The organism is Streptomyces barkulensis (genome assembly GCF_002843305.1).
In the GTDB taxonomy this organism is placed as follows: domain Bacteria; phylum Actinomycetota; class Actinomycetes; order Streptomycetales; family Streptomycetaceae; genus Streptomyces; species Streptomyces barkulensis.
Map to the genome: position 1 here is coordinate 56,395 of NZ_PGSG01000106.1, position 26,804 is coordinate 83,198.

General features: G+C 75.5%; 23 protein-coding genes and 1 pseudogene. 8 read left to right on the forward strand and 16 right to left on the reverse strand.

Annotation, left to right across the window (positions count from 1 at the left end; all coding sequences use genetic code 11):
* Positions 1-114: 114 nt before the first annotated feature.
* From CUT83_RS23610 to CUT83_RS23635, 6 genes are all read right to left on the reverse strand, one after another.
* Positions 115-495, reverse strand: a complete 381-nt coding sequence (locus tag CUT83_RS23610; protein ID WP_101257851.1) for a hypothetical protein — start codon at positions 493-495, stop codon at positions 115-117.
* Complete coding sequence (locus CUT83_RS23615) at positions 492-1,157, reverse strand: DUF4389 domain-containing protein (RefSeq protein ID WP_101257894.1); 666 nt, start codon at positions 1,155-1,157, stop codon at positions 492-494. Before CUT83_RS23615 ends, CUT83_RS23610 begins: the two co-directional genes overlap by 4 nt.
* Positions 1,158-1,203: 46 nt before the next feature.
* The gene (locus CUT83_RS23620; protein ID WP_101257852.1) at positions 1,204-1,725 is read right to left on the reverse strand and encodes a flavodoxin domain-containing protein; all 522 of its coding nucleotides are present in this window, start codon (positions 1,723-1,725) and stop codon (positions 1,204-1,206) included.
* Complete coding sequence (locus CUT83_RS23625) at positions 1,722-2,672, reverse strand: universal stress protein (protein ID WP_240957722.1); 951 nt, start codon at positions 2,670-2,672, stop codon at positions 1,722-1,724. Before CUT83_RS23625 ends, CUT83_RS23620 begins: the two co-directional genes overlap by 4 nt.
* Before the next feature lie 189 nt (positions 2,673-2,861).
* The gene (gene ppdK / locus CUT83_RS23630) at positions 2,862-5,516 is read right to left on the reverse strand and encodes a pyruvate, phosphate dikinase (RefSeq protein WP_101257853.1); all 2,655 of its coding nucleotides are present in this window, start codon (positions 5,514-5,516) and stop codon (positions 2,862-2,864) included.
* Between the two features lie 130 nt (positions 5,517-5,646).
* Positions 5,647-6,504 carry a universal stress protein gene (locus CUT83_RS23635; protein ID WP_101257854.1) on the reverse strand — a complete coding sequence of 286 codons (858 nt, stop codon included), beginning with the start codon at positions 6,502-6,504 and terminating at the stop codon, positions 5,647-5,649.
* A gap of 249 nt (positions 6,505-6,753) precedes the next feature.
* Between CUT83_RS23635 and CUT83_RS23640 the strand changes: the two genes are divergently transcribed.
* From CUT83_RS23640 to CUT83_RS23650, 3 genes are all read left to right on the forward strand, one after another.
* On the forward strand, positions 6,754-9,543 hold the full coding sequence (locus tag CUT83_RS23640) for a bifunctional acetate--CoA ligase family protein/GNAT family N-acetyltransferase (protein ID WP_101257855.1): 2,790 nt from the start codon (positions 6,754-6,756) through the stop codon (positions 9,541-9,543).
* A gap of 32 nt (positions 9,544-9,575) precedes the next feature.
* Positions 9,576-10,283: a CBS domain-containing protein gene (locus CUT83_RS23645; protein ID WP_101257856.1), complete on the forward strand. Its 708-nt coding sequence runs from the start codon at positions 9,576-9,578 to the stop codon at positions 10,281-10,283.
* Positions 10,284-10,378: 95 nt separating this feature from the next.
* Positions 10,379-10,900, forward strand: coding sequence for a flavodoxin domain-containing protein (locus tag CUT83_RS23650; protein WP_101257857.1), 522 nt, complete (start codon positions 10,379-10,381; stop codon positions 10,898-10,900).
* Between the two features lie 173 nt (positions 10,901-11,073).
* Here the strand turns inward: CUT83_RS23650 and CUT83_RS23655 are convergent, their stop codons facing one another.
* Positions 11,074-11,469, reverse strand: coding sequence for an OsmC family protein (locus CUT83_RS23655; RefSeq protein ID WP_101257858.1), 396 nt, complete (start codon positions 11,467-11,469; stop codon positions 11,074-11,076).
* A 211-nt stretch (positions 11,470-11,680) separates the two neighbouring features.
* Here CUT83_RS23655 and CUT83_RS23660 point away from each other — a divergent pair, with 211 nt between their 5' ends.
* Positions 11,681-12,655, forward strand: a complete 975-nt coding sequence (locus CUT83_RS23660) for an Acg family FMN-binding oxidoreductase (RefSeq protein WP_101257859.1) — start codon at positions 11,681-11,683, stop codon at positions 12,653-12,655.
* Between the two features lie 47 nt (positions 12,656-12,702).
* Here CUT83_RS23660 and CUT83_RS23665 read toward each other — a convergent pair whose 3' ends face one another.
* A complete protein-coding gene (locus CUT83_RS23665) occupies positions 12,703-14,418 on the reverse strand; it encodes a GAF domain-containing sensor histidine kinase (protein WP_158239049.1) in 1,716 nt (571 codons plus the stop codon).
* Between the two features lie 328 nt (positions 14,419-14,746).
* Between CUT83_RS23665 and CUT83_RS23670 the strand changes: the two genes are divergently transcribed.
* On the forward strand, positions 14,747-15,031 hold the full coding sequence (locus tag CUT83_RS23670; protein ID WP_101257860.1) for a DUF1540 domain-containing protein: 285 nt from the start codon (positions 14,747-14,749) through the stop codon (positions 15,029-15,031).
* 40 nt (positions 15,032-15,071) lie between these two features.
* Here the strand turns inward: CUT83_RS23670 and CUT83_RS23675 are convergent, their stop codons facing one another.
* From CUT83_RS23675 to CUT83_RS23685, 3 genes are read right to left on the reverse strand one after another with little or no spacing between them, the layout of a single operon-like run.
* Positions 15,072-15,728 carry a potassium channel family protein gene (locus CUT83_RS23675; RefSeq protein WP_101257861.1) on the reverse strand — a complete coding sequence of 219 codons (657 nt, stop codon included), beginning with the start codon at positions 15,726-15,728 and terminating at the stop codon, positions 15,072-15,074.
* Positions 15,725-16,384 (reverse strand): potassium channel family protein, encoded by a 660-nt coding sequence (locus CUT83_RS23680; RefSeq protein WP_101257898.1) that lies wholly within the window; start codon positions 16,382-16,384, stop codon positions 15,725-15,727. The genes CUT83_RS23675 and CUT83_RS23680 overlap by 4 nt, the downstream gene beginning before the upstream one ends.
* Positions 16,381-19,221, reverse strand: a complete 2,841-nt coding sequence (locus tag CUT83_RS23685; RefSeq protein ID WP_240957720.1) for a cation-translocating P-type ATPase — start codon at positions 19,219-19,221, stop codon at positions 16,381-16,383. The genes CUT83_RS23680 and CUT83_RS23685 overlap by 4 nt, the downstream gene beginning before the upstream one ends.
* Positions 19,222-19,462: 241 nt before the next feature.
* On the opposite strand from CUT83_RS23685, the pseudogene CUT83_RS23690 reads away from it, so the two are divergent.
* Positions 19,463-19,723 (forward strand): annotated as a pseudogene (locus CUT83_RS23690) (DUF1918 domain-containing protein); the annotation flags it as partial.
* Positions 19,724-19,777: 54 nt separating this feature from the next.
* On the opposite strand, the gene CUT83_RS23695 reads toward CUT83_RS23690, so the two are convergent.
* Positions 19,778-20,824, reverse strand: a complete 1,047-nt coding sequence (locus CUT83_RS23695) for an Acg family FMN-binding oxidoreductase (RefSeq protein WP_101257863.1) — start codon at positions 20,822-20,824, stop codon at positions 19,778-19,780.
* Positions 20,825-20,932: 108 nt separating this feature from the next.
* The gene (locus CUT83_RS23700) at positions 20,933-21,187 is read right to left on the reverse strand and encodes a DUF1876 domain-containing protein (RefSeq protein ID WP_101257864.1); all 255 of its coding nucleotides are present in this window, start codon (positions 21,185-21,187) and stop codon (positions 20,933-20,935) included.
* Positions 21,188-21,576: 389 nt separating this feature from the next.
* Between CUT83_RS23700 and CUT83_RS23705 the strand changes: the two genes are divergently transcribed.
* Both CUT83_RS23705 and CUT83_RS23710 read left to right on the forward strand, forming a co-directional pair.
* A complete protein-coding gene (locus CUT83_RS23705) occupies positions 21,577-23,172 on the forward strand; it encodes a bifunctional aminoglycoside phosphotransferase/ATP-binding protein (protein ID WP_101257865.1) in 1,596 nt (531 codons plus the stop codon).
* 79 nt (positions 23,173-23,251) lie between these two features.
* Positions 23,252-24,616, forward strand: a complete 1,365-nt coding sequence (locus CUT83_RS23710; RefSeq protein ID WP_240957717.1) for a nicotinate phosphoribosyltransferase — start codon at positions 23,252-23,254, stop codon at positions 24,614-24,616.
* Between the two features lie 118 nt (positions 24,617-24,734).
* On the opposite strand, the gene CUT83_RS23715 is transcribed toward CUT83_RS23710, so the two are convergent.
* From CUT83_RS23715 to CUT83_RS23725, 3 genes are read right to left on the reverse strand one after another with little or no spacing between them, the layout of a single operon-like run.
* Entirely contained in the window at positions 24,735-25,427 is a 693-nt protein-coding gene (locus CUT83_RS23715) for a hypothetical protein (RefSeq protein ID WP_173915141.1), read from the reverse strand.
* On the reverse strand, positions 25,424-25,819 hold the full coding sequence (locus tag CUT83_RS23720; RefSeq protein WP_101257866.1) for a DUF6114 domain-containing protein: 396 nt from the start codon (positions 25,817-25,819) through the stop codon (positions 25,424-25,426). The genes CUT83_RS23715 and CUT83_RS23720 overlap by 4 nt, the downstream gene beginning before the upstream one ends.
* Positions 25,810-26,430 carry a DUF6230 family protein gene (locus tag CUT83_RS23725; protein WP_101257867.1) on the reverse strand — a complete coding sequence of 207 codons (621 nt, stop codon included), beginning with the start codon at positions 26,428-26,430 and terminating at the stop codon, positions 25,810-25,812. Before CUT83_RS23725 ends, CUT83_RS23720 begins: the two co-directional genes overlap by 10 nt.
* Between the last annotated feature and the right edge of the window lie 374 nt (positions 26,431-26,804).

Here is a 26,804-nt window from a genome sequence, read left to right on the forward strand (position 1 = left end):
GGTCTGCTCCGGTTCGTCACGGTGGATGCTCGGCGGCGCGTGCGGATCCCGCGCGGTCCGGCCCGGGTCAGCCGGCCCGGGTCAGCCGGTCCGGGTCAGCCGGTCCGGCCCGGATCAGTACAGCGAGGCGGGCCAGGTCAGCGTCACGGCCAGGACGACGCCCGCGTCCAGCGCGATGCCCAGCAGCAGCCACGGGTTGAACCAGAGCACCTTCAGCACCAGACCGCCGGCCGCGGCCACCACGGCCGCCGGGGCCCACCAGCCGGTGTCGGCCAGCAGGGCCACGCCCGCGATGGCGTACAGCAGGGCCGTGACCGCGGCCAGGGCGGTCGCCGCGGCCCTGGAGGTCTCCTCGGTCACATGGGCCGCGGCCAGCGCCCAGGAGTGGCCGGGGGCGAAGGGGGGCGGGTTGTCCGGGTCCGGCGGCGTCACCCAGACCCTGAAGTGCACCAGGGCGTGCGCGAGGAGGAGGATCACCGCCAGCGCCCTGATCACGGCGCGGGCTCCGGTTCCCGGCCGCCCTGGTCCAGCCGGAAGGGCGGGTAGGCGTCCGTCATCAGCGCCGCGTAGACCGTCACCCGCAGCACCCAGCGGTTGAGTCCGACCAGCAGGTCGAACAGGCCCCGGGGATAGGTGTCGGTGAAGGCCTTGGCGATGATCGCGAAGAACGCCAGGACCATGATGAGTCCCGCGGACCAGAACCCCTGCTCCTCCATGCCGCCGCTGCCTCCGCCGGCGAGGAAGGCGACCACGATGTAGTGCGGGATCGCCAGCAGCCACCACTTCACCAGCACCAGGCCGCGCGAGAGCCGCCCGGGACGGTCGATCTCCAGCCGCGCCGGGTAGTCCGGCTCCGGGCCCAGGCTGAAGGGCGGGTAGCGGTCGGTGGCGAACGCGCCGGTGGAGTAGAAGGCCACCCGCCAGCTCCAGCGCAGCACGCCGGTGTTGAAGTCGAACAGCGGCCTGGGGTAGCGGGCGGTGAACAGGATCGCGAAGAACGCGATCACGGTCACCACGAAGAACGCGATCCACAGGAAGAACAGCACGACGAAGTGCGGGATCAGCAGGATCCACTTCACCAGCCACAGCCACCTCGACAGCGGTCGGTCCAGCTCCGCCTCCACCGTCACGGGCCGGCGGGCCCCGGTTGCCGCCATGGAGAACACGGTGATCAGCTCCTTCGTTCTCTGGTTCCGCGGGCGCTCAGGGCCGGCCGGGGGCCGGGTGCAGGGAGCGGGCGACGGTGTCGGCGAAGGCGTCGACCGCCTCCCAGTCGCGGTAGTCGCCGTAGCGCAGGCCCATCGCCCGGAAGATCGCGCGTCCGGGGCCGGGCAGGTGCTCCGGTGCGACGACCCCGGAGAACATGGCGTGCTCGCGGGGTGAGAGGTCGGCCAGGACCTCCTCGGTCACCTTCGGCTCCTCCTTGGCGGCCATGGGCTTCCACGGGCCGCGCAGGGCCGCGGGCATGCCGACGCTGAAGATCCACACCGGCCGGCCGGCCAGCAGCTCCCGGTGAGTGTGGACGAATCCGGTGGCCTCCGGCAGCCAGGCCATTCCGTGGACGGCGCTGCCCAGCACATAGGCGTCGTAGCCGCCCGCGTCGCCGACCGCGTCCAGGGAAGCGGTCTCGGCCCCGACGCCCCGCTCGGCCAGCCGGGCGGCGATGCGCTCGGCGATCTCGCGGGTGGAGCCGTGGGCGCTGGCGTATCCCACCAGTACGGTCATGTCGTCTCCTCCTCATCGCGGTCCCCGCCGCGCTCCCCGCCGAGCGGGACCGGCACGACCATCACCGGGCAGCGGGCGTGGTGGAGCAGGGAGTGCGCCACCGGGCCCAGCCGCATCGCCAGCCGCCCGCGCCGCCGGTGGACGGCGACCACCACCACGTCCGCCGCCTCGCTGGCCTCGACCAGCGCGGGGGCGGCACCGCCGTTGACGGTCCTGACCTCCGCCCGCACCCGCGGGTGGCGGCCTCGGAACGGATCCAGCACCCCTTCGGCCGCGGCCGTCTCGGCGCGCGCGACCCGGGCGATGTCCTCGCGCCGCGGGCTGGTGGGCACCAGCGGCTCCCCGGGCGGGGCGAGGTGCCGGTAGACCCAGGCGTGCAGCGCCACCAGACGCGCCTGCCGGGCGGCGGCCTCGCGGAAGGCCAGATCGACCGCGTCGGCGTCGGCCTCGCCCTCCACGCCCAGCAGCACGGTGTCGTGGGGGACGCGGTTGTGCTCCGGCGACAGATCGCCGCGCACCACCAGCAGCGGCCCGGCGGTGTGCGCGGCGACCCGCAGGCCCACCGACCCCAGCAGCAGGCCGGTGAAGCCGCCCAACCCGCGGGAGCCGACCACGGTGAGCGCGGCCCGGTGGCTCAGGCGCACCAGGGCGCCCGGGGCGTCCTCGTCCACGGCCGAGGCCACCACCTCCAGCCCCGGGACCAGGCGCCGGGCGTGCCCGGCGGCCGACTCCGCCAGCGCCTGTGCGTCCTCGCGGGAGGGGGTGTGCGCCGCGGGCTCCGCCCCGGTCTGCGGGAGCGCGGCCCAGGGGCGGCCGTGCACGACCTGAAGCGGCACCCCGCGGCGGTGCGCCTCGGCCGCCGCCTGCTCCAGCGCCAGCTCGGCGTGCCGGGAGCCGTCCACCCCGACGGCCACATGGCCCCGGGGTCCGGCTGCGTTGGCGTCCATGGTCGCTCCTCCCGTTCCGCCGCACAGCGCGGGCGTTTCGCCCGCTTCCTTCAAGCCTTACCGGAAAAGTCCTTTTCCGCCTGGGGTCGGCCGCCCTTCCGGTGGGCCGTTCGGTCCCGGGCGCCGGGCCCCGCACGGGCCCGCCCCCGCCCGGCACCCGTGCGGGCACCGGGCGGGGGCGGGCTCAGGTCACGCGGTCGACGACCGGGCCCGGCCGGGGGCCAGGGCCGCTCGGGCCGCCTCCAGACGGGCGACCGGCACCCGGAAGGGGGAGCAGGAGACGTAGTCCAGCCCCGCCTGGTGGAAGAAGTGCACGGAGTCGGGATCGCCGCCGTGCTCGCCGCACACCCCCACCTTCAGACCCGGCCGGGCGGCCCGGCCCTCCTCCACCGCGATCCGCACCAGCCGGCCCACCCCCTGCCGGTCGAGCGTCTCGAACGGCGAGTCCCGCAGGATGCCCCGCTCCAGGTAGGCGGAGAAGAACGACGCCTCCACGTCGTCGCGCGACAGCCCCCAGGTGGTCTGGGTCAGGTCGTTGGTGCCCAGGGAGAAGAAGTCGGCCTCGGCCGCGATCCGGTCCGCGGTCAGCGCCGCCCTGGGCAGCTCGATCATCGTGCCGACCGGGCAGGCGACCTCCACCCCCGTCTCCCGGGAGACCTCGGCCAGTACGGCGTCCACCTCCTCGCGCACCAGCCGCAGCTCGTCGGAGGTGTCCACCAGCGGCACCATGATCTCCGCCCGCGGGTCGCCGCCCTCGCGCAGCCGCCGCGCCACGGCCTCGCCCACCGCCCGCACCTGCAGGGCGATCAGCCCCGGCACCACCAGGCCCAGCCGCACCCCGCGCAGCCCCAGCATCGGGTTGTGCTCGTGCATGCGCTCCACCGCGCTCAGCAGCCGCACGTCGTGCGGGTCGGGCTCGCCCCCGGCCGCCTCGGCCGACGCCACCCGCACCGCCAGCTCTGTGTGGTCGGGCAGGAACTCGTGCAGCGGCGGATCCAGCAGGCGGATGGTGACCGGCAGGCCGTCCATCGCCTCCAGCATGGCGGTGAAGTCCTCGCGCTGCGGCGGCAGCAGCGCCGCCAGCGCCTTCTCGCGCCCGGCGTCGTCCTCGGCCAGGATCATCGCCTCCACCAGCCTGCGCCGCTCGCCCAGGAACATGTGCTCGGTGCGGCACAGGCCGATGCCCCGCGCGCCGAAGCGGCGGGCGCGGGCGGCGTCCTCGGGCGTGTCGGCGTTGGCCCGCACGCCCAGACGGCGCGTGGCGTCGGCGTGCTCCATCAGCCGGGCCACCGAGTCGACCACGCCCGGCAGCCGCTCCCCCGTCTCGAAGTGCCGCATCACCGGGGAGCCCACCAGGGGCAACTCGCCCAGGTAGACGGCGCCGGCCGACCCGTCCACGGAGACCGTCTCGCCCTCGGCGACCACCGTGCCGTCCACGGTGAAGCGGCGCGCGGCGGCGTCGATCTCGACGGCCTCCGCACCGCACACGCACACCCGGCCCATGCCCCGGGCCACCACGGCCGCATGGCTGGTCTTGCCGCCCCGGCTGGTCAGGACCGCCTGGGCGGCCACCATCCCCGGCAGGTCGTCGGGCGTGGTCTCGCCTCGCACCAGCACCACCTTCTCCCCGGCCGCCGCCCGGCGGGCGGCCTCGGCCGAGTCGAAGACCACCGAACCGAAGGCCGCGCCGGGGGACGCCGGCACCCCGCGGGCCAGCGGCTCGCCGGCCCCGGCGGTGTCGAAACTCGGGAACATCAGCCGGGCGAGCTGCTCACCGCTCACCCGGTCCAGGGCCTCGTCCCAGCCGATCGTCCCCTCGTCCGCGAGCTGGGCGGCGATACGGAAGGCGGCCTCGGCGGTGCGCTTGCCCACCCGGGTCTGCAGCATCCACAGCCTGCCGCGCTCGATGGTGAACTCGATGTCGCACAGGTCCCGGTAGTGCCGCTCCAGCCTCTCCATGTACTCGCACAGCTGCGCGTAGCACTCGGGGTGCAGACGTTCCAGCTCGGCCAGCGGCACGGTGTTGCGCGCCCCGGAGACCACGTCCTCGCCCTGGGCGTCGGCCAGGTAGTCGCCGTAGATCCCCTGCAGCCCGGTGGCCGGGTCGCGGGTGAAGGCCACACCGGTGCCCGAGTCCGGTCCGGCGTTGCCGAAGACCATCGTCTGGACGTTGACGGCCGTACCCAGGTCCTCGGGGATGTGCTCGCGGCGGCGGTAGACGCGGGCGCGCTCGGTGTTCCACGAGGAGAACACCGCGCGCACCGAGCGCCGCAGCTGCTCGGCCGGGTCCTGCGGGAACTCCTCGCCCGTCCGCTCGCGCACGATGCGGCGGAAGTCCTCCACCAGCAGCCGCCGCTGCCCCGGGTCGGGCCGGCGGGCGAGCGCCTCGGCGAACAGGGCCCCGTCGATCCCCATCACCGTGGCGCCGAACATCTGGATCAGCCGCCGGTAGGAGTCCCAGGCGAAGTCCTCGTGCCCGGAGGTGCGGGCCAGCCCGTGCACGGAGGCGTCGTTCAGCCCGATGTCGAGGATCGTCTCCATCATCCCCGGCATGGAGTAGCGCGCGCCGGAGCGCACCGACAGCAGCAGCGGGTCGTCCGGGTCGCCCAGCCTCCGCCCGGCGGCCCGCTCCAGCGCCGCCAGGTGCCCGGCCACCTCCTCCGCCAGTCCCTCGGGCTCGGCGCCGGTGGCCAGATAGGCCCGGCACGCCTCGGTGGTGACGGTGAAGCCGGGCGGCACGGGCAGGCCGATACGGGTCATCTCGGCGAGATTGGCGCCCTTGCCCCCGAGCAGGCCGGCCTGCTCCCGGCCCCCCTCGGTGAAGTCCTGGACGTAGCGGACCATCTGTGGTGCCTCCTCAGCGGCTCGGCGCCCGCGCGGGCCTGGGCCCGGCGGCGGAGCACCTCGGCGGATGGGGTCGCGGACCCGGTGCGGGAGCCTGCCGCGGGGGCCGGCCCGCCGCACCGGGTCCGGCTCAGTCGTGCGGTACGACGGCCACCGGCGCCGGCGAGTGGTGCATCAGGGCGTGGGTGACCGGTCCGGTGTGGAAGCCCAGCCGGGCGCGGCGGTTGCGGCGCCCCACCACCAGCAGGGAGGCGTTCTCGGCGGCCTCCAGCAGATGGTGGGCGGCCCTGCCGACCACGGCCTGCGGCCGCACCTCCACCTCCGGGTGCCTCTCCCGCCAGGGGGCCAGCACCCGGGTCAGGGCGTCGGACTTCTCCTCGGCCAGATCGTCGATCAGATGGGGGTTCACGGCCACCGGGTTGATGCCGTACACCGGCGGCGGGTCCCAGCCGTGGACGACCGTCAGCGGCACCCCGCGCCGGGCGGCGGCGTCGAAGGCGAACTCCAGCAGTTCCTCGCGCGGCCTGGTCAGGTCCAGTCCCACCACCACGTCACCGGTGTCCTGCTCGGCGGTCCCGGCCCGCACCAGCACCACCGGGCACGCCACGTGCGCCACGGTGGACAACGCCACCGAGCCCACCAGGAAGCCCGTCAGCGTCCCCCGGCCCCGCGAGCCCAGGACCAGCAGCTCCGCCTCGCCCACCGAGTCCCTGATCACCTCGGCCGGGCGGCCGGCCAGCCGCTCCACGGCGACCTCCAGCGGGGGGTGCTTGCGGGCCAGGTCGGCGGCCGTCTCGTCCGGCAGCGCCTCCCACCGCTCCCGCGCCTCCGGGTCCATCCCGGACAGCACCTTCGGGTGGGAGTCGTTCTCCTTCACATGTACGAGCCGCAGCGGCAGCGTGCGGCGCAGCGCCTCGCGGGCCGCCCACTCGGCGGCGGCCAGGCTCTCACGCGAGCCGTCCAGGCCCACGGTGACGGTGCGGGTCATGGTGTGTACCTCCAAGCCTTTCCTGCGGAGCGGCCGTCCGCTCCACCTCCAGGCTGCGGCCGGGTACCCGCCACCGCGAGGGGACACAGGTCCCGACGGGTGGGACCGACCGGCCTGCCGGGCCGCTCCCAGGGCCGGCAGGGGTCCTGCCCGGGCCGTTCGGCCCTGCGCCGGGCCCCTGCCGGCCCTGGGAGCGGCCCGGCTCCCGCAGCACCCTGGAAACCGAGGCAGAAGGAGAGGGGACCGGCCATGACGGGCACCACCGGCACCACCGGAACAGCGGACACCACGGGCGCCGCACACCCCGTACGGCCGGCCCACGCGCTGCTGGCCGACGGCCGGACCGTGGAGATCCGCCCCGCCCGCCCCGAGGACCGCACCGGCGTCGAGGGGCTGTACGAGCGGATGTCGCCCGAGAACCTGCGCCTGCGGTTCTTCGGCTCCGGCAGCGAGCTGGGCCGGCAGGCCGCCCGCCGCGTCTGCGGACCGCCCCGCCCCGGCAGCCTGGCCCTGCTGGCCCTCCACGAGGGGCGTCCCGTGGGAATCGCCGAGTACGAGGGCGAGGAGGACGGGAACGGGAGCGGGAACGGCGACGGGGGCGGGGGCGCGGGCCGCACCGCGGAGGTCGCGCTGGCGGTCACCGACGAGTTCCACCACCGCGGCGTGGGCACCCTGCTGCTCGAACACCTCGTCCACGCCGCCCGCGCCGCCGGCGTCACCGCCTTCACCGCCGGAGCCCTGGCCGACAACCACGCGATGCAGAAGGTCTTCGCCGACCTCGGACTGCGCACCACCCGCCGCTACGACTCCGGCGAGGTGCGCTGGGCCATCCGGCTGGACCCCGACGAGCACTACCTGACCGCCGTCGACGAGCGCGCCCGCACCGCCGACGCCGCCAGCCTCCGCCCGCTGCTGCGCCCCCGCTCCCTCGTCGTGGTCGGCGCCGGCGGACCGGAGGGCACGGCGGGCCGCGCCGTCCTGCGCAACCTGCGCCGCGCCGGCTTCACCGGGCGCCTGCTGGCCGTCGCCCCCGGCGCACGATCCGTCGAGGGCGTCCCCGCCCACCCGTCGGTGACCGCCCTCCCCAAGGCGCCCGAGCTGGCCGTCCTGGCCCTTCCCGCCCACGAGGTGCCCGAGACCGCCGAGCAGTGCGGCAAGACGGGGGTGCGCGCCCTGGCCGTCCTCGGCCCCCGCCTCGACGCCGGGCAGGGCGCCGCCCTGCTGGCCGCCTGCCGCCGCCACGGCATGCGCCTGCTGGGCCCCCACTCGCTGGGCGCCGCCAACACCGAGGACGACATCCGCCTGGCGGCCGTCCTCACCGCCGCGCTCCCCGCGGCCGGCGCCGGCCGCGCCGGAGTGGCCGTGCAGTCCGGCGGGGTCGGCGCCGCCCTGCTGGGCGGGCTGGCCCGCCTGGGCATCGGCGTCTCCACCTTCGCCGCCCTGGGCGACAAGTACGACGTCAGCGGCAACGACATGCTCCGGTGGTGGGAGGGCGACGGCCGCACCGACCTGGCCCTGCTCCACCTGGAATCCTTCGGCAACCCGCGTGCCTTCTCCCGCGTCGCCCGCCGTGTCGCCCGCCGCATGCCCGTGCTCACCGTCGACGCCGGACGCTCCGAGGCCGGCCGCCGCGCCGCCGCGGCCCACACCGCCGCCGCGTCCGCCCCCGCCATGACACGGCGCGCCCTGTTCACCCAGGCCGGGGTGATCGCCACCCGCGGCATCGGCGAACTCCTGGACACCGCGGCCCTGCTCCACTCCCAGCCCCTGCCCACCGGCACCCGCGTCGCCGTGGTCTCCAACGCCACGGGCGCCGGGGTCCTGGCCGCCGACGCCTGCGCCGAGGCCGGACTGACCCTGCCCCGGCTGCCCGACTCCCTCACCGCCGAACTGCTCGGCACCCCGCCCGACGACGCCGTCGCCTCCCCCGGCAACCCCGTCGACACCGGCACCGCCGGCGGGCCGGGGCCGGCCGAGTGCGCGGGACGGCTGGCCGGGTACGGGGGCGTGGACGCGGTTCTGGCCGTCCTGGTGCCCACCTCTCCGGCCGACGGCAGCGGGGAGGACAGCGAGGCGGCGGTCCGCGAACTGCTGCGCACCGCCGCCGCCCACCCCTGCCGCACCGTCGTCGCCGTCCTGCCCGGCCAGGCCGAACGCGTCCGCCTGCTCCGCTCGGGCGACGGCACCGCCCTCCCGGCGTACGCCGAACCCCAGGACGCCGCCCGCGCCCTGGCCCACGCCGCCGAACGGGCCCACTGGCTGGGCCGCCCGCCCGGCGCGGTGCCCGAACTGAGCGGCGTGGACACCGAGGCCGCCCGCGCCCTGGTCGGCGCCTTCCTCGCCGACCACCCCGGCGGCGGCCTGCTCGGCCCCCGCGACCGCGCCCGCCTGCTGGACCACTACGGCATCCCCCGCCTTCCCCAGGCCTGGGCCGGGGACGAGGACGCCGCCGCCCGTGCCGCCGACCGCCTGGCCGCGCAGGGCGGGGGGCGCGTCGCCCTCAAGGCCCACTGGCCCGGCCTGCGGGACAGGAGCGAGGAGGACGCGACCGCCCTCGACCTCCAGGGCGAGGACCGCGTGCGGGCCGCCTGGCGGGAGCTTTCCGTCCGTCTGGACGGCGCCATGACCGGCGCACTCGTCCAGCCCATGGCACGGCGCGGCACCGAGCTGGTCGCCGGCGTCGTCCAGGACGAGGTCTTCGGCCCCCTGGTCCTCTTCGGCCCGGGCGGCACCGCCGCCGAACTCCTGGCCGATCACGCCGCACGCCTCGCCCCGCTCACCGACCGGGACGTCCACGACCTGATCACCGCACCCCGCTGCGCCCCCCTGCTGCTCGGGCGCCGCGGTGCGCCGGTGGACCTGGAGGCGCTGGAGCAGATCCTGCTGCGCCTGTCGCGGATGGCCTGCGACCTGCCCGAACTCGCCGAGGCCCACCTCGGCCCGGTCATCGCCCGCCCGGACGGCGCCACCGCCGTCGACACCCACGTGCGCCTGCTGCCCAGGCGCGCCCACGACCCACACCTGCGCCGGCTGCGCTGACAGGCCGCCGGGAAGAGAACACGGAGGACGCCATGAAGCACAAAGTGGTCGGCGCCGTCATGACGATCGACGTCGTCAAGGCCCACCCGACGACACCCTTCAAGCAGATCGCCCATCTGCTCGCACGGCACGGCATCAGCGGCCTGCCCGTCGTGGACGGTGACGACAAGGTCCTCGGCGTCGTCTCCGAGACCGACCTCCTGGCCCACCAGGCGCGCCAGGGCTCGGACGGCACCCCGCCCAGGGGACGCACCGGCCGCCGCAGGGCCGCCGGACGACCGCTGACCGCCGGCGAGCTGATGACCGCGCCCGCCGTCACCGTCCACGCCCTGGACTCCGTGGCACGCGCGGCCCGCACCATGGTCGCGCACGGCGTCCAGCGGCTGCCGGTCCTGGACGAGGAGGAGCGGCTGGTCGGCATCGTCACCCGCCGCGACCTGCTGGGCGTCTTCCTCCGCCCGGACGCCGACATCCGCGCCCAGGTCGTCGACGAGGTCCTGATCCGGTCCCTGTGGCTGTCCCCGGACACCGTCTCCGTCTCCGTCGCCGAGGGCGTGGTCACCCTCACCGGGCAGGTCGAGCGGCGCAGCGAGATCCCCGTGGCGACCGCCCTCATCCGCCGCCTGGACGGCGTGGTCGACGTCGTCAGCCGCCTGACCTACCGCCTGGACGACTCACGGCTGCGTCCCGAGGAACCCGCACTGCACGGCCTCGCCGACCGGTGGCTGCGCAACCACTGACGCGACCACTGACGCAACCGCCGGCGCGCAACCGGCACGAAGCCGGCCCTCCCGGGCACCCGGAAGGGCCGGCAACGCACAGGAAGGCGATCACGATGACACCACCGCACGTACTCGTCGCCTACGGCTCGAAGAACGGCTCCACCGCGCAGATCGCCCAGTGGATCGGCCAGGACCTGCGGGAAAGCGGCCTGACCGCCGACGTCCTGCCCGCCGCCGAGGCCGCGGCCCTCGGCGACCTCGACGCCTACGACGCCGTCCTGCTGGGCTCCGGTCTGTACGCGGGCCGCTGGGTCGGGGAGGCCGCCCGCTTCGCCCGGCGCAGGCGCCACGCGCTGGCGCGGCTGCCGGTGTGGCTGTTCAGCAGCGGCCCGCTGGACGCCTCCGCCGAGGAGCGCGACATCCCGCCCGCCCCCGGCGCCGCGCGTGTGGCCGCCCTGATCGACGCGCGCGGCCACACCACCTTCGGCGGCCGGCTGGGTGAGGACGCACGCGGTTTCATCGCCCGGCAGATCGTCAAGCAGGGCAAGGGCGGCGACTTCCGCGACCGCGAGCACATCCGCCGGTGGGCGCGCTCGGTCGCCGCCGAGCTCACAGAGGCGGCCCGGAACACCTGAGCGCCCGAAGCCGCCGTGTCCTGTGCCGCCTCCCGGGCGGGAGGCGGCACAGGACACGGCGAAGGCCCGGCCTCCGGGCGGAACCCGGAAGCCGGACCGGGGCACCGGGCCGGAAGGCACCCGGCCGAAGACCGCGGCCCGGCCGGGCCGCTCCCCTCCTCGCCCCCGGCTCCTCAGCCGATCCCGATGTCCACCCGCGGCGGCTGCCGCAGCGAGTTGTGCACCGTGCAGTGGTCCACCACCGCCGCCAGGGCCCGGGTGCGCGTCTCCCCGATGTCCTGCGGCAGCACCACGCGCAGCCGCACCTCCCCCACCCGCGCCGGCCGGCCGGCGGCCATCTCGTACTCCGTCTCCACCCGCAGCCCCTCGCGCGGCAGCCCGTGCCTCGCCAGATAGCGGCCCGCGTAGAAGCCCACGCACGACGCCAGCGAGGCGACGAACAGGTCCACGGGTGTGGGCCCCAGCCCCTCGCCGCCGGCCTCCGGCGGCTGGTCCACGGTGAACTCGTGACCGCGCACCGAAACCCGGTAGGCATCGCCCCCCGACAGGGCCACCGCCACCTTCTCCATGACGCACCTCCTTGACATCGCCTCCAGTCAACCGCCCTGCCGCACCGCCGCGGCAGGGGCCGACCGGACGCGCCGTGGGGCCGTACGGCCCCGCTCTCCGGGCCACCCGGCCGCCTGGACCGGTCGGCGGCACGGAACGGGACCAACGGCACTGCCCCGGCACACGGCCGCCGGGGCAGCCTGGTGGCGGCCGGAACGGGAGGAGAACACCATGCCACCCACCACACTCGACGCGGTCGTCCTGGAGAACCTCGTCTCCGCCGCCGTGGCAGCACCGTCGATCCACAACACCCAGCCCTGGCGCTACCGCCTGGACCCCGCCACCTCCACCCTGGAGGTACGCGCCGCAGCGGGGCGGGGACTGCGCCACACCGACCCCGTCGGGCGGGCCCTGCACATCTCCGTCGGCGCCGCCCTGTTCAACCTCCGCGTGGCGGTGGCCCACACCGGCTGGGAACCGTCCGTACGCCTGCTGCCCCGCCCCGGCGAACCGGACCTGCTGGCCTCCGTGCGCCCGGTGAGGACCGACGCCCCCGACCCGCGTCACCGCCCCGACCTGTACGCCGCCCTGTGGCGCCGGCACAGCAGCCGCTTCCCCTTCTCCCCGCACCGCCCGCCCGAGGAGCTCCTGCGCGAGCTGGCCGACGCCGCCCGCGCCGAGGGCGCCTCGCTGTGGTTCCCCGGCGCCCGGGACACCACCCGGATGATGCGTCTGACCGCCGCGGCCGAACGCCGCAACACCGAGACCGACGAACGCCGCGCCGAGAACCGCTCCTGGATGCGCGAGGGCGCCCATGACGGGCTCCCCGGCGCCGCCCTGGGCGCCCGCGACGCCACCGGGCGCCTGCCGCTGCGCGACTTCTCCGGTGTCGGGGCGGCCGGCGCCCTCACGGCCCGGTTCGAGACCGGGCCCACCATCGCCGTCCTGGCCACGGCCCGCGACCGGCGCGCGGACTGGCTCCGCGCCGGGCAGGCCCTGGAACACGTCCTGCTGGTCGCCACCGCCCACTCGGTGCGGACCTCACTGCTGCACCAGGCCCTCGAGTGGCCGGACCTCAGGGTGTCCCTGCAGCGCGTCACCTCCGGCCCGCGGTACGTCCAGATACTCGTCCGCCTCGGCTACGGCCCCGAGGGACCGGCCACGCCGCGCCGGCCGGTGCGGGAGGTGCTGGAGAGGGGGGCCTGACCACGCCGTCCCGTGCTCCCGGTCCCGGCTCCTCGGGCCCCGGCTCCTCAGGCCCCGTCCAGCGGCACCCGCCACACCAGGCGGGAGCCGCCGGACGGCGGTCTCTCCACCAGCAGCTCGCCGCCGAGCTTCCCGGCCCGCTCCGCCAGGTTCACCAGCCCGCTGCGGCGGCCGCCCTCCGGGATGCCCACCCCGTCGTCGGCCACCGTGGCGGTCAGCGAGCCGCCCGCCACCACCAGCGAGACCTCCGCCACCGCGGCCCGCGCGTGCCGCGCCACGTTCGACAGCGCCTCGGCCAGCACCGCCACCACATGGTCGGCCACGGCCGGCGGCACATCGGTGTCCACCAGCCCCTCCATGCGCAGGGCCGGGGTGAAGCCCAGGTTCCCCACGGCCTCCTCCACCAGCCGGGCCACCCGCACCCGCAGCCCCTGCTGCCCGGACCGGCCCTCCCCGTGACTGCGCAGACCGAAGATCGTCGATCTGATGATCTTGATGGTCTCGTCCAGGTCGTCCACGGCCCGCAGCAGCCGCTCGCTCGCCTCCTGGTGCTGGACGAAGCGCACCGTGCTCTGCAGCGTCATGCCCGTGGCGAACAGCCGCTGGATGGCCAGGTCGTGCAGATCGCGGGCGATGCGGTCGCGGTCCTCCAGCAGGGCCACCTGCTCGGCCGCGCGGCGCCGCTCCGCCAGCTCCATGGCCACCGCGGCCTGTCCGGAGAAGGAGGCCAGCGGCGCCGTCTCCGTCTCCGTGAACGGCGCACGCCTCTCCCTGCGCGCCAGCAGCAGCACACCGCGCACCCCGTCGCCGGCGCCCATCGGCACCGCCACCGTCGGGCCCATGCCCTTCCAGCGTTCCGTACCGGCCGAGATACGGGGGTCGTTCGCGATGTCGACACTGGTGATCGCCTCGCCTGCGGCCAGCGCCGCCCCCACGAACGATCCCTCCGCCGGCAGCACCAGTCCGCGGAACTCCTCGCCGCTCCTCCCCTCGGCCAGCACCACCTGGAGGTTGCCGGTGTCCTCCAGGGGCAGGGCCAGTACGCCCAGGTCCGCGGCGAGGATGTGGCGCGCGTGGTCGACGACCAGCGCCAGCACCTCCTGCTCGTCCGCCCCGGACAGCAGTCCGGCGGTGATCTCGGCGTTGGCCTCCATCCAGCGTTCGCGGTTGCGGGCCTGCTCGTAGAGGCGGGCGTTCTCGATGGCCACGCCCGCCGCCACGGCGAGGGTGGACAGCACCGCCTCGTCCTCGGCGTCGAACTCCGCCCCGCCCCGCTTCTCGGTCAGGTAGAGGTTGCCGAAGACCTCCTCGCGCACCCGGATCGGCACGCCCAGGAAGGAGTGCATCGGCGGGTGGTTGGCCGGGAAGCCCGATGAGTTGCGGTGCTCGGCCAGCTCCGGGATGCGCAGCGGCTCCGGGTGGCGGATCAGCTCTCCCAGCAGCCCGTGGCCCGACGGCAGCGGGCCGATGGCCCCGACCGTCTCCGCGTCGATGCCCACCGGGATGAACTGGGACAGCCTGCCGTCCTCACCGATGACGCCGAGGGCGCCGTACTCGGCGTCGACCAGCAGCACCGCCGCCTCCACGATCCGCTGGAGTGCGTGGGACAGCTCCAGCTCCTGCCCCACCGACATCACGGCCTCGAGCAGGCTGTGCACCCGGTCCCGGGTGCCGCGCACCGCGTCGACGCGAGCCTGCAGCTCGTCCAGCAACTCGTCCAACTGCAGCCGAGGCAGACGCCCTGCGTCCTTCTCGCTCCCCATGCCCACCGGTCCTTCCGTCAGGCCTCAGAGCCTTTACCCAAAGGTATCGGTTCACCCGGGCGGACCGCTGCCCCGCCCCAGGATGTCCGGTCCGGGCCGTTCTGCTCGACTTCCAACTTAGTCATACGAACTGCTTGGCACACTATTTGACCGGACGGGGATCCGGCGGCCTCTCCGCGCTCGGCTCATCGGGTGAACTGCGGCGTTCCGGGGGCAGGCGTCTCCGCCCGGCCGGGAAAGCCTCCACCTCGGACAGCCCGGCCCCGGGCCGGGTGCCCGCCGAACACCGAAAGCGCCCGAGGACACCCGAAGAGCACTGGAGAGATCCATGGACATGCCCGCTGTGACCGAATGCGCCGTGGAGCCCTGCGCGTACAACAGGGAGCACGCCTGCCACGCGCTCGCCATCACCGTCGGCGACCCCCAGCAGGCCCAATGCGACACGTTCTTCGCCGCCCCGCGCAAGGGCGGCAGCCCGGAGGCCGCCGCGCACGTCGGCGCCTGCAAGATGTCGGACTGCCGGCACAACACCGACTTCGAGTGCCAGGCGACCGGCATCTCGGTGGGCGCCCTGCACGGCACGGCCGACTGCCTGACCTACTCCCCGAACTGACCCGTCCCCGAGCCGGCCCCACCACTCCCCGCCCCGCCCGTCACCGGAAGGCCGCGCGGATCTCCTCCTCGGTGGCGGAGTGCGACACCAGGAGCAGCTCGTCGCCGGGCCTCAGCCGCATCTGCGGTGCGGGGACGGTGGGCCGGCCGTCGCGTACGACGGTGGCCACCACGGTGCCGGGCGGCAGGCCGACTTCCCCCAGCAGCCGGCCGACGGCGCGGGAGCGCGGCGTGATCGCGGTCTCGATGACGTCCACGCCCGCCCTGCTCAGCCGCAGCAGCGCCACCGTGTCGGCCGCCCCGGTGGCCTCCTCCACCAGGGAGATCAGCGGGGTGGTCGCGGGGATGGCGGCGTCGACGCCCCAGCGGCCGTCGAACAGCCAGGCGTTCTCCGTGTCGTTGACGCGGGCGACCACGCGCGGGACGGCGAACCGGCGTTTGGCCAGCAGGCCGATGACGAGGTTGTCCTCGTCCCGGTCCGTGGCGGCGATCAGGACGTCCGCGGTGAGCGCACCGGCACGCTCCAAGACGGCGGGTTCGCACGCCTCCCCCGCGACCACGCCGACGTCGGGCCGGCCGGCGAGCCCGGCGGCCCGTTCCTCGTCCCGGTCGACGAGGACGACCTCGTTGCGGGCGGCGGCCAGCGCCCGTGCGATCTGCTCGCCCAGGTGCCCGGCGCCCGCGATGAGGACCCTCATGTGCCCAGCTCCCTGTCCAGGAAGCCGCGCAGCCGGTCCAGAGAGGTGGCCGCGACGGCGAAGGAGACCAGATCGCCCGGTTCGGCGCGGGTGCCGTGGGCGGGGACGAGGGAGCGGCCGGCGCGGGTGACCTCCACGACGCGGATCTCGCCGTCGACGTCGAGGTCGGTCAGCCGCCTCCCGGTGAGGTGGCCCGGGAGCCGGGAGCGCACCAGCAGCGTCTCGCCGCCGCCGAAGGCGACCTCCGGGACGAGATGGCGGTGCAACAGCATCCGGTGGATGCGGTGCACCGTCCACTGGACGCCGGCGATGGTGGGGATGCCCAGCTCACGGCAGATGTCGGCCCGTCCGCCGTCATCGACACGGGCCAGGACGACGGGCACCCGGTAGGTGTCCCTGGCCGTCCGCGCGCTGACGATGTTGCTGTTGTCCTCGGAGGCCACGGCGACGAACGCGTCCGCGTGCTCGATGCCGGCGGCCTCCAGCGCGGCACGGGCGTACTCGCCGCCCTGCCGGAACCTCCCGGTGAAGCCGGCCGGCAGCCGGCCGCGCGCCCCGGCCGAGCGGTCGACGACGCGTACGTCGTGGCCTTCGGCGGCCAGCCGGACCGCGAGCGCGGAACCCACCCGCCCGCAGCCGGCGATCACCACCCTCATCGCGCGCCGCCCTCCCTCCGCGCCCCCCGGTGCGGCGGCTCCCCGCCCCGCGCGGGGCGCCGGCGCCGCAGCCACGCCTTGCGGGCCTCGTCGGCCAGCAGCGGCAGCACGCCCAGGCCCGTCAGGAGGGCCCAGTCGGCCAACTCCAGCGGCGCGGTGTTGAACAGGCCCCGCAGCAGGGGCACGTAGCTGATCGCCACCATGGCGGCGACCGCCAGGAGACCTGCCCCCAGCAGCCACGGGTTGGACGTCAGCACCGCCGGGCGCAGGGCGCTGCGCCGGTCGGTGCGCACCGACAGGGCGATGAAGAACTGGCTGAGCACGATGCCGGCGTGGACCATGGTGACCGCCTCCCGGTAGACGGGGGTGTCCTCGGTGAAGTCCGCGTAGGGGATGCCCGAGGAGCCCACCTGCCACAGGAACACCGCGCTCACACAGACCGTCTGGATGCCTCCGAGGAACAGCACGCGCCCCACCACGGCCGCGGAGAACAGCCGCTCGCGCCTGGGACGCGGCGGGCGGTCCATCACATCGGGCTCCGGCGGCTCGGCGCCCAGCGCGAGGGCGGGCATGACGTCGGTGCCCAGGTCGATCGCGAGTACCTGGACGGCACTGATGGGCACGAGCGGGAAACCGGCGGCGGTCGCCGCCAGGATGGGTCCGAGCTCGCCGATGTTGCTGCTGAAGACGTAGACGAGGAACCTGCGGATGTTCTGGTAGACGGAGCGGCCGAGCCCGACGGCGGCGGCGATGGAGGCGAAGGAGTCGTCCAGCAGCACCATCACTGCGGCCTCGCGGGCGACGTCGGTGCCGGAGGCGCCCATCGCCACACCGATGTCGGCGTGTTTGAGGGCGGGGGCGTCGTTGGCGCCGTCGCCGGTGACGGCGACGACCTCGCCGCGCCGCTGGAAGGCGGCCACGATGCGGGCCTTGTGTTCGGGGGCGACCCGGCACAGCAGCAGTTCGCGCCCCTGGGCGAGCAGGGCGTCCAGGTCCCGGTCGTCCATCGGCTCCAGACACGCGCCGGTCACCACCGCCGGTTCGGGGCCGCGCACGATGCCCACGCGGCGGGCGACGGCCTCGGCGGTCAGCGGGTGGTCGCCGGTGACCATCACGATGCGCACGCCCGCGCGGCGGCAGGCCTCGACCGCGTCGCTGACCTCCGGGCGCGGCGGGTCGAGCATGCCGGCCAGGCCCAGGAGCGTCAGGCCCGACTCGGTCTCCTCCCGTCCCGGGCGCGGCCCGTCCGGCAGCCGGCGGTGGGCCACACCCAGGACGCGCAGGCCCCGGGAGGCCATCTCGTCGTGCGCGGCGGTGACGGCGGCGCGCACCTTCGGTGTCAGCTCCCTGCGGTCGCCGCGCCAGTCGACGGCCTCGCAGCGGGCGAGCACCTCGTGCGGAGCGCCCTTGACGAAGGCGGTGTACGGCGGGCGGTCCGCGCCGCCGGAGGCACGGTGGACTGTGCTCATCAGCTTGCGGGCCGGGTCGAAGGGGTGCTCGGCGGCACGGGGGGCCGCGGCCTCCTCGGCGTCCGGGTCGATCCCGGCCTTGGCCGCGGCCACCAGCAGCGCCCCCTCGGTGGTGTCGCCCAGGACCCGCCACCCCTGGTGCTCCGCGGGCGGCAGGAGCCGGGCGTCGCAGCACATGGCCGCCGCGCGCAGCAGCGGGCGTACCGCCGCGGGGTCGTCCACCTCCCCGGCCGGTTCGTAGCCCACCCCCGAGACCGGGTGCGTCCTCCCGCCGGCCCACACCCGGGTGACGGTCATCTCCGCCCGGGTCAGGGTGCCGGTCTTGTCGGTGCAGATCACGGTGGTGGCACCCAGCGCCTCCACCGCCAGCGGCTTCTTGACCAGCGCGTGCCGCCGGGCCATGCGCCGCACCCCGATCGCCAGGGACACCGACAGGGTGGCGGGCAGCCCCTCGGGGACGAGGGCGACCATCACGCCCAGCGCGAAGACGAAGCCGGCCACCGGGTCCTGGCCGGCGGGCAGGCGTACGGCGAACAGCGCCGCGCCGACGGCCAGCGCCGTACCCGCCACCCGGCGTGCCATGGAGGCGACCTGGCGCTGCAGCGGCGTCCGCTGCCGGGGCGCCGCGGACGCCAGCCGGAAGATCCGTCCGAACTCCGTGGCCGAGCCGGTGGCGCACACCACGGCCTTGGCCGTGCCGGTGACGACGTCGGTGCCCATGAAGACGCGGTTGCGGGCCTCCAGGGGCGGTCCGGGCGCCACGGCGTCGGCGGTGCGGCGCACGGGTGCGCTCTCCCCGGTCAGGGGCGCGTTGTCGACCGATACCTCGTGGGCCTCCACCAGGCGGCAGTCGGCCGGTACCGCGTCCCCGGCCTCCAGCACCACCACGTCACCGGGCACCAGTTCGTCCGCGGGGACCTCTCGCCGCTCGCCGCCGCGCAGCACCCGGCTGGTGTGCGGCACCATCGCCCGGAGCGTCTCGGCGGTGCGCTCGGCGGAGTACTCCTGGGCGAAGCCGATGGCCGCGTTGAGCACGACCACGCAGAGGATGGCGACGGCCAGTTGCAGGGTGCCCTCCCGCGGCGGGTCCCGGAGGGCGTGGGCCAGGAAGGTGACCGCCGACGCGACGACCAGGACGACCGCGAACAAGTCGGTGAACTGGGCGGTCAGCAACCGCCAGGAGCCGCGGCGGGCGGCGCGCGGCAGCCGGTTGGGCCCGTACCTCTCGCGCCGTGCGGCGGCCTCGGCCTCGGTCAGGCCGCGCGGGGAGGTGCCCAGCGCGACGTGGACCTGCGCGGCCGGCATCGTCTGCGCCGCGCTCCCGGCCGGGAGCGGGGCGTCCCCCAGGGGCTCGGTCCCGATGCTCATCGGGGCGCGCCGCCGCCGTCCGCGCCGCCCGCACCGGGCCGGATCTCGGGGAGGGCGGTGCTCATGGTCCTCAGTGTGGGCGCGGCCCGCAGGCGCCGCAATCGGAGACCCCGCAGGGTTGCGCCCACTGGTTGCGGGTACCGCGTCGCGGGGTACCCGGCCCTGCGTCCGGGGCGCGCGGAGGCCGGAGCAGAGGCCTCGAAGGGCGGGCTCCGGAGAGTCTCGGAGAGCGGTGACGGCCATGCACGCGGAACTGGGAGACGAGCTGATCATCGAGAGCCCGGCCACGGGCGTCGCCCGGCGGGACGGCGAGATCATCGGGCTGCACCACGACGACGGGACACCGCCGTACGACGTGCGCTGGTCGGACACCGGCCGGGTATCGCTGGTCTTCCCCGGGCCCGATGCCCACGTCCGTCATCTGCACCACCGCGAGGACCCGGGCACCGCCCCGGGCCCCGGCCCGGACACCACGGAGCCGCGCGGAGCCGGCGGATCCGGCCGGGGATGACCCGGCCGGATCCGGCCTTGGCGCGTCGTGCCGCGGCACGACGCGCTAAGGCTCGATGTCGAGCACCTCTCCCGGCGGGCGGCGCGGGGTGCCGGGCCCCGGCGGCCCGTATCCCAGCCGCAGCACCATCTGCACCTGGCCCCGGCCCGACACCGGATCGCGCAGCGGCCAGCGCAGGTCGGACCACTCCACGGGCTGGGTGGCCGGCGAGCCGACCAGGCCCTCTCCGGTCGCCAGCAGCAGGACGCGCTCCATGGCCTGCCCCGCCCTCAGCCAGTCCGCGGGGCGGTCCTTCACCGTGCTGAGCAGGGCGATCTGCGGTTGCCGCTCGAAGGTCTCCGAGCGGCGCCCGGCCACGTGCCCGGTGCCCGCGAAGTCCCGCACCGGGGCGCGCCCGTCGAACTTGCGCGGCCCGAAGGCGTACTCGGGGATCCCGTCGCCGGCCGTGCCCGCCCCGGCTACGGCGTCCGCCCCGGCGGTCGCGGCGGTTCCGGTGCGGGTCCAGTGCGCCAGGTCCTCCGCCTCGCCGCGGTCGGCGCGGTTGCGGGCCTCGGCCTCCTCCACCAGTTCCAGCACCCACCGCAGATGCCTCGGCCCGGGGAAGTCCAGCAGGGCGCCCTCCCTCAGTGCGGCGTCGGACAGTGCGGTGCGCAGCGCCTGGGGGATCTCCGCCCCGGTGAACGGCCGGCGGCTGGTGTGGCGGCGGTGTACGGCCGGGTGGAGCGCGCCGATCCCGTCCTCACCGTCCCCGCCACTCCCGCCGCCCTCGCCGTCCCCGGGACCGGCCGGCCGCACCACGGCGAGCAGGGCGGGATCGTCCGGGTCCGGCAGCAGCCGGGTCACCGGCCGCAGCCCCTCGTGGGCGAGCGCGACCCTCAGGTTGAACAGGGCGGCGCCGCAGCTGATGTGGAGGGCGCGCCCGTCGGGGTCGGCGTGCGGGAGCGCCCGGCCGAAGTCCGCGCGCATCTGGAAGGCGCCCTCGCTCCTCAGGTAGCGGAACCGCCACGGCTGGGTGTTGTGCATGGACGGGGCCGCGGCGGCGTCGCGGACCGCGGCCGTCACCCGTTCGTCGGACATCTCCCGTGTGCTCATCGGGCCTCCCCGGTCTGGCGGCCCGCCGGCTGCCGGTGTGGGCGGCTCCGAAGGACGCGCCCGCGGGCCGGGGGCGCGTCCGGGGCCGGGGCGCCGGGCCGGCCGGGGTCAGGGCCCGGGGTGCGCCACGCCCTCGATGTCGGTGCGCGCGACGCTCAGCAGCTTCTGCGCCAGGTCGTTCATCGCGCGTCCCGCCGCGAGTTCGTCGCCGATCTCGGGGACGTCCCTGTCGTGCGGGTTGCGCCGCGCGACGCCCTGCCCGCTGATCTCCGTGCCCCCGAGGTCCAGTACCGCGCGGGCCTTCGTCGTGCCCTCCTCCTCGAAGAGGTGGAGGCGGATCTTCCAGTCCTGTGTGTGAGCCATCGTCTGCTCCCTGGGGTGGTGCGGGGCCGATGGGTCCGGATGCGTTCGGCCCGGTCCGGATGTACGCGCCTGCCGCGGCCCTCCGCAGCCGTCCCGGCGCGGCCGTGTCTCCCGCGGTGCCCTCCGCCCGCCGGCCCGCCGGTTTCGGTGGCCGCCGCACCGGGCATCGCCGGCGCCTCCTCGGCGTGGATACGCCTGCGGCCTCCGCCTCCCACGGTAACCCCGGTGCCGTGAGGGTTCCATCGGACGGCGTACGGCCCGCGTCCCGCTCAGGGCGGGGCGGCGGGTTTCCGGAGCGGCCTTCCCGGTACTCCCACCGTGCGGGGGCCGCGGCCCGCGCGGCCCCCGCACGACCTCAGCACGCTCGACGGCAGCCAAGGAGCCACAGGATGCCCACACCCCCGACCTCCGGTCCCGGTCCCGGCCCCCGCCCCGACGCCGGCCCCGGTACCGGGGCGGGAGCGGCACACCCCCCGCGCGCGGAGCTCGGCGAGACCCACACCGCGGTGCTGTTCTTCCTCGCGGACCGCGTCTACAAGCTCAAGAAGCCGGTCGGCCTGGGGTTCGTGGACTTCACCACCCTCGCCGCCCGGCGGCGGGGCTGCGAGCGGGAGATCGAGCTCAACCGCCGTTTCGCACCCGACGTCTACCTGGGGCTCGCGGAGGTCCACTGCCCTTTCGACTCCCCTTCCGGGCGGGAGGGGGACGGCGGGCCCGAGCCGGTCGTGGTGATGCGCCGTATGCCGGCCGGGCGCCGGCTGTCCGCCCTGGTGCGCCGGGGCGAGGACGTACAAGAGCCGCTGCGGGCCGTGGCGCGGCTGCTGGCGGCGCGGCACGCGGACTCCCCGCGCGGGCCGGAGGTGGTGCGCGAGGGCACCCGGGACGCGCTCGCCGGGCGCTGGGAGGCGAACTTCACCGAGGTCCGCGCCATGGAGGGCTCGGTCGGGCTGCCCGAAGGGGTGTCAGAGGCCGAGCGGCTGGTGCGCCGCTACCTCGGCGGCCGCGAGGTGCTGTTCGAGACGCGCATCCGCCGCAACCGGGTCGTGGACGGGCACGGCGATCTGCGGGCCGAGGACATCTTCTGCCTCGACGACGGCCCGCGCGTCCTGGACTGTCTGGAGTTCGACGACCGGCTGCGCTACGTCGACGGCCTGGACGACGCGGCGTTCCTCGCGATGGACCTGGAGCGTCTGGGCGCACCGGACGCGGCGGCGTTCTTCCTGGCCCGCTACAGCGAGTACTCCGCGGACCCCGCGCCGCCCTCCCTGTGGCACCACTACGTCGCCTACCGCGCCTTCGTCCGTGCCAAGGTCTCCCTCATCCAGGCCGTCCAGGGCGCGCCGGGGGCGCAGGAGGAGGCACGGGGGCTGGTGACGACGGCCCTGCTCCACCTGCGCGCCTCCGCCGTACGCCTGATCCTGGTCGGCGGGCTGCCGGGCCGCGGCAAGTCCACGCTCTCGGGGGCGCTGGCGGACCGGATGGGCGTCACGCTGCTCAGCAGCGACCGCGTCCGCAAGGAGCTGGCGGGCATCCCGGCCGAGCAGCCGGCGCCCGCTCCCTACGGCGAGGGCCTGTACACGCCCGAGCGGACGCGCGCCACCTACTCCGCCCTCCTGGACCGCGCGGACGCCCTGCTGTCCTCGGGCGAGTCGGTGGTGCTGGACGCGAGCTGGACGGACCCGGAGCAGCGGGAGGCGGCCCGGCGGACCGCCGGGCGCGCCGGCGCGGAACTGGTCGCCCTGAACTGCCGGACGCCGGGTGATGTGGCCGACTCCCGGCTGGCCGGACGCGCGCCGGGGGTCTCCGACGCCGGGGCGGAGGTGGCCGCCGCCATGGCGCGGCGGGAGGCGCCGTGGCCGGACGCCGTCACCGTGGACACCTCCGGCCCGCTCCGGGCGGCGGCCGACCAGGCGCTGGCGGCGGTGTACCCGTACGGTGCCGGGCCCGCCCCGGCCTTCCGCCGCCCCTACATGGAGCCGGGCTGACGGGCTGACGGGCTTCCGGTCGGAAGGGGCCGGGCCGGGTGGAGGTGCGCCGGGCCGCGCACGGAAGGAGACTGCGGACATGACCGGACAGATGACCGTCCCCGGAGCGCTCACCACGGACCTGTACGAGGTGAGCATGGCCCTGGCCTACCTGCGCGAGGACATGACCGGCGAGGCCGTCTTCAGTCTGTTCGTGCGGAAGCTGCCGCCGCACCGCGGCTTCCTGGTGGCGGCGGGGCTGGAGTCGGCACTGTCGTACCTGGAGGGACTGCGGGTCGGCGCGAGCGAGGCCGCCGCCTTCGCCGAGGCGCTGCACCGGCCGGTGGAGGACCTGGAGCCGATGCGGGGTCTGGAGTTCACCGGCGAGGTGCGGGCGGTGCCCGAGGGCCGGATCGTGCTGGCGGGCGAGCCGCTGCTGGAGGTGACCGCCCCGCTGCCGCAGGCGCAGCTGGTGGAGACCTGTCTGCTCAACCAGCTCAGCCACCAGACCACCATCGCCTCGAAGGCGGCGCGCTGCGTCCTGGCCGCCGGCGGCCGCCCGGTGGTGGACTTCTCGCTGCGCCGCACCCACGGGGTCGAGGCGGGCCTGCGCATGGCCCGGCTCGGCGCCCTGGTGGGTTTCGCCGGCACCAGTGACGTGGCCGCGTCCGCCGCCTACGGCATTCCGGCGGTGGGCACCATGGCGCACTCCTTCGTGGAGGCGTACGAGGACGAGGAGGCGGCCTTCCGCGCCTTCGCCCGGGTCCATCCGGGCCCGGTGACCTTCCTGGTGGACACCTACGACACCGAGGAGGGCGTGCGGACGGCGGCGCGGGTGCTGCGCGACCTGGAGTACGGGCCCGGCTGCGCCGTCCGGCTGGACAGCGGCGATCTGGGCGAACTGGCCGTGCGCGCGCGGCGGATCCTGGACGCGGCCGGGCTGGAGGAGGTGCGGATCACCGCCAGCGGCGGCCTGGACGAGTACGGCGTCGACCGCCTGGTGCGCTCGGGCGCCCCGATCGACGTCTACGCCGTGGGCACCCGCGTCGGGGTCTCGGCCGACGCCCCCTATCTGGACTCCGCCTACAAGCTGGTGTCCTACGACGGGCGGCCGGTGATGAAGCTGTCGGCGGCCAAGGTGACCGCTCCGGGGGCCAAGCAGGTCTTCCGCGGCCCGGGTTTCGCCGATGTCGTCGCCCTGCGGGAGGAGGAGCCGCCGCCCGGTGCCGAGCCGCTGCTGGAGACGGTGATGACCGGCGGCCGGCGCGTCGCCGCCCCCGCGACCCTGGCGGTCGCCCGCGAGCGCTTCGAGGCCGATCTGGCACGGCTGCCCGACGAGGCGCGGCGTGTGGTGGATCCGGTGCCGCCGCGTCCCGTCGCCTCCGAGGCCCTGTCGCGCCTGACCGCCGAGGTGCGCTCCCGTATCGAGGAGCGGGTGTTCGGCGGCCGTACGGCGGCAGGCTGAACCGCGCAGGCCGCGCGGCGCGGCGCCGTACGGCCCGCGCGCGACGGGCCCCGGGCGGTGGCCTGGTCGCCGCCCGGGGCCCTTGGGAGGGGGAGCCGCCGCTCCCCCGGTCAGTCGGTCAGTCGGTCACGGTGATCTGCGAGGCGGGGTCGGTCGCGTCGGTGATGTCGTAGGTGGCGTTGAAGACGGAGCTGCTCGCGCTGGTCGGGCAGCCGAACCCGCCGACGACGTCGACGGGCACGGAGACGTTGGTGAAGGTGAGCTTGGAGGGCGCCCCGTTGGTCCAGGTGCCCGGGATCGAGGCGCCGGCGTCGGGCGCGGCGGTCACGGTGCAGTTGGCCAGGCCGCTGGTCTGGACGACCAGTCCGCCGCTGGGCATGGACAGGGTCGCGGTGGACGGCGCCCCGTGCTGGACGGAGACGCCCCAGGAGCCGCTGGTGGTGACGGTGGCCCAGACGCCCGGCATGCTGGTGCGGCAGGAGCTGTAGGTGGGCGCGGTGAGCGGGCCTCCGACCGGGCCGGCGGCGTTGTGGTTGTCCGGAGCGGCGGGGACGCGGTTGGCGTCGCCGGTTCCCGTGGGGGCGGAGCTGGAGACCGTGCAGGTCACCGTCACGACGCCGGCCTTGAAGGTGGCGCTGCCGTTGAGGTCGGCGGCGAAGTAGTGCCCGGCGGGGGTGACGGTCGTGGAGCCCGCGACGGCGGCCGGCTCGGCCGCGGCGGTGCCGCCCCCGGCCAGGGTCAGAGCGGCCGCGGCGGCCAGACCGGCGCCGATGGACAGGGGGGTGCGGGAACGTAATGCGCTGAGGGTCACGCTTCCTCCTCGACTAAGGGGGGGTTGGGGTGGGGGGATTGCGGCGCGGGCGCCGCCCTCGGCTGCCAGCCGAAGACGAGCCCGCCGCCGATGAGTCCGGCGACCGTCCCGATCAGGAAGCCGCCGAGATTGGACAGGACCAGCGCGGCCGCGGCGATCATGGCCGTGAGGATGCCGGTGAGGGTGCGGTAGTGCGGCGTGAACCAGGCCGACAGGCCCAGCACGATCAGTACGGCGCCCAGGAGGACGGACATGGCGCCCGCGACTCCCTGGTGCAGCATGACCTTCATCGGGGCCAGGGGGATGACCGCGATCTCCACGCCGGCGGCGACGGTGACCAGCCCGCCCCAGAAGGGCCGGCCACGGCGCCAGCGCCGCCACCTCAGAAGCATTCGCGCTTGCCCTTGGTGATCTTCATGCTGAGGTCGGCGAGCTTGAACGTGCCCGCGTTGGTCGCCCAGGCGGTCTGCTCCAGATCGCTGATCCTTATGGTGTCGGCCTGCTGGGAGAAGGCGTCCTGCATGCCCTGCCCGCCTTCGGGGCCCTTGTCCAGCGTGGAGGCGTCGCGGCCGATCTCGATGTTCTCGAACGAGGCGTCACCGGAGAGCTGGGTGGCGTCCACGAACAGGTCGGTGGCCTCCACCGGCTTGTCGCCGGTCCCGGCGGACAGCTTGAGCGAGATGTCGCCGAGCATGGGCAGGGTGGTGACGACGGACTGGCACAGGCTCTCCATCTCCGCCTTCTTGATGCCGGTCACCGCGACGGGCAGCAGCTGGTCGCGGGCGTTGACGTCCACGCTGCCGTACTGCACGAAGCCCTCGCCGGTGAGCCGGTCCGCGGACACCTTGAACTGCTGGCCGGACACGGCGAACGACGCGGCGAGGGCTCCCTCGGCCAGCGCGACGGCCAGTACGCCGGTGACGGCGAAGCCGGGCACGCACACGGCGGCGAACCTGCGCCATCTGACGCGGCCGTCCACCGGTCTCTCCTGCTCGTCCTTCATGAAACACCCTTCCGGCGGAGCCCGCGAACATCTCGCGGACGTGCCTGTGGCATACGGATTGCGAGGTTCTGTGCTGGTGCTTGCTGGTGCGGTGCTGGTGCTTGCTGTGCAAGGCGGGTGGACGCGGCCCGGTGACGGGCCGGCACCCGCGGTGGCGCGGCTCCACCCCGCGCCCGGCCGGGGCACACGGGGGCTCCTCCGGTATTAGTGAGCATGTCAATACCGGCGAGTAGGTTGACTGTATGTACGCCACTGGTCACTGGCAAGGTTCCGCACAGCCCCTTTTCGGCCATTCGGCGGCCGTTCGGCGGCCCTCCGCCGGTTCTCCGTGAATCCGTGAAAGGGCCGGCCCCGGAACCCCTGAAGGGTTCCGG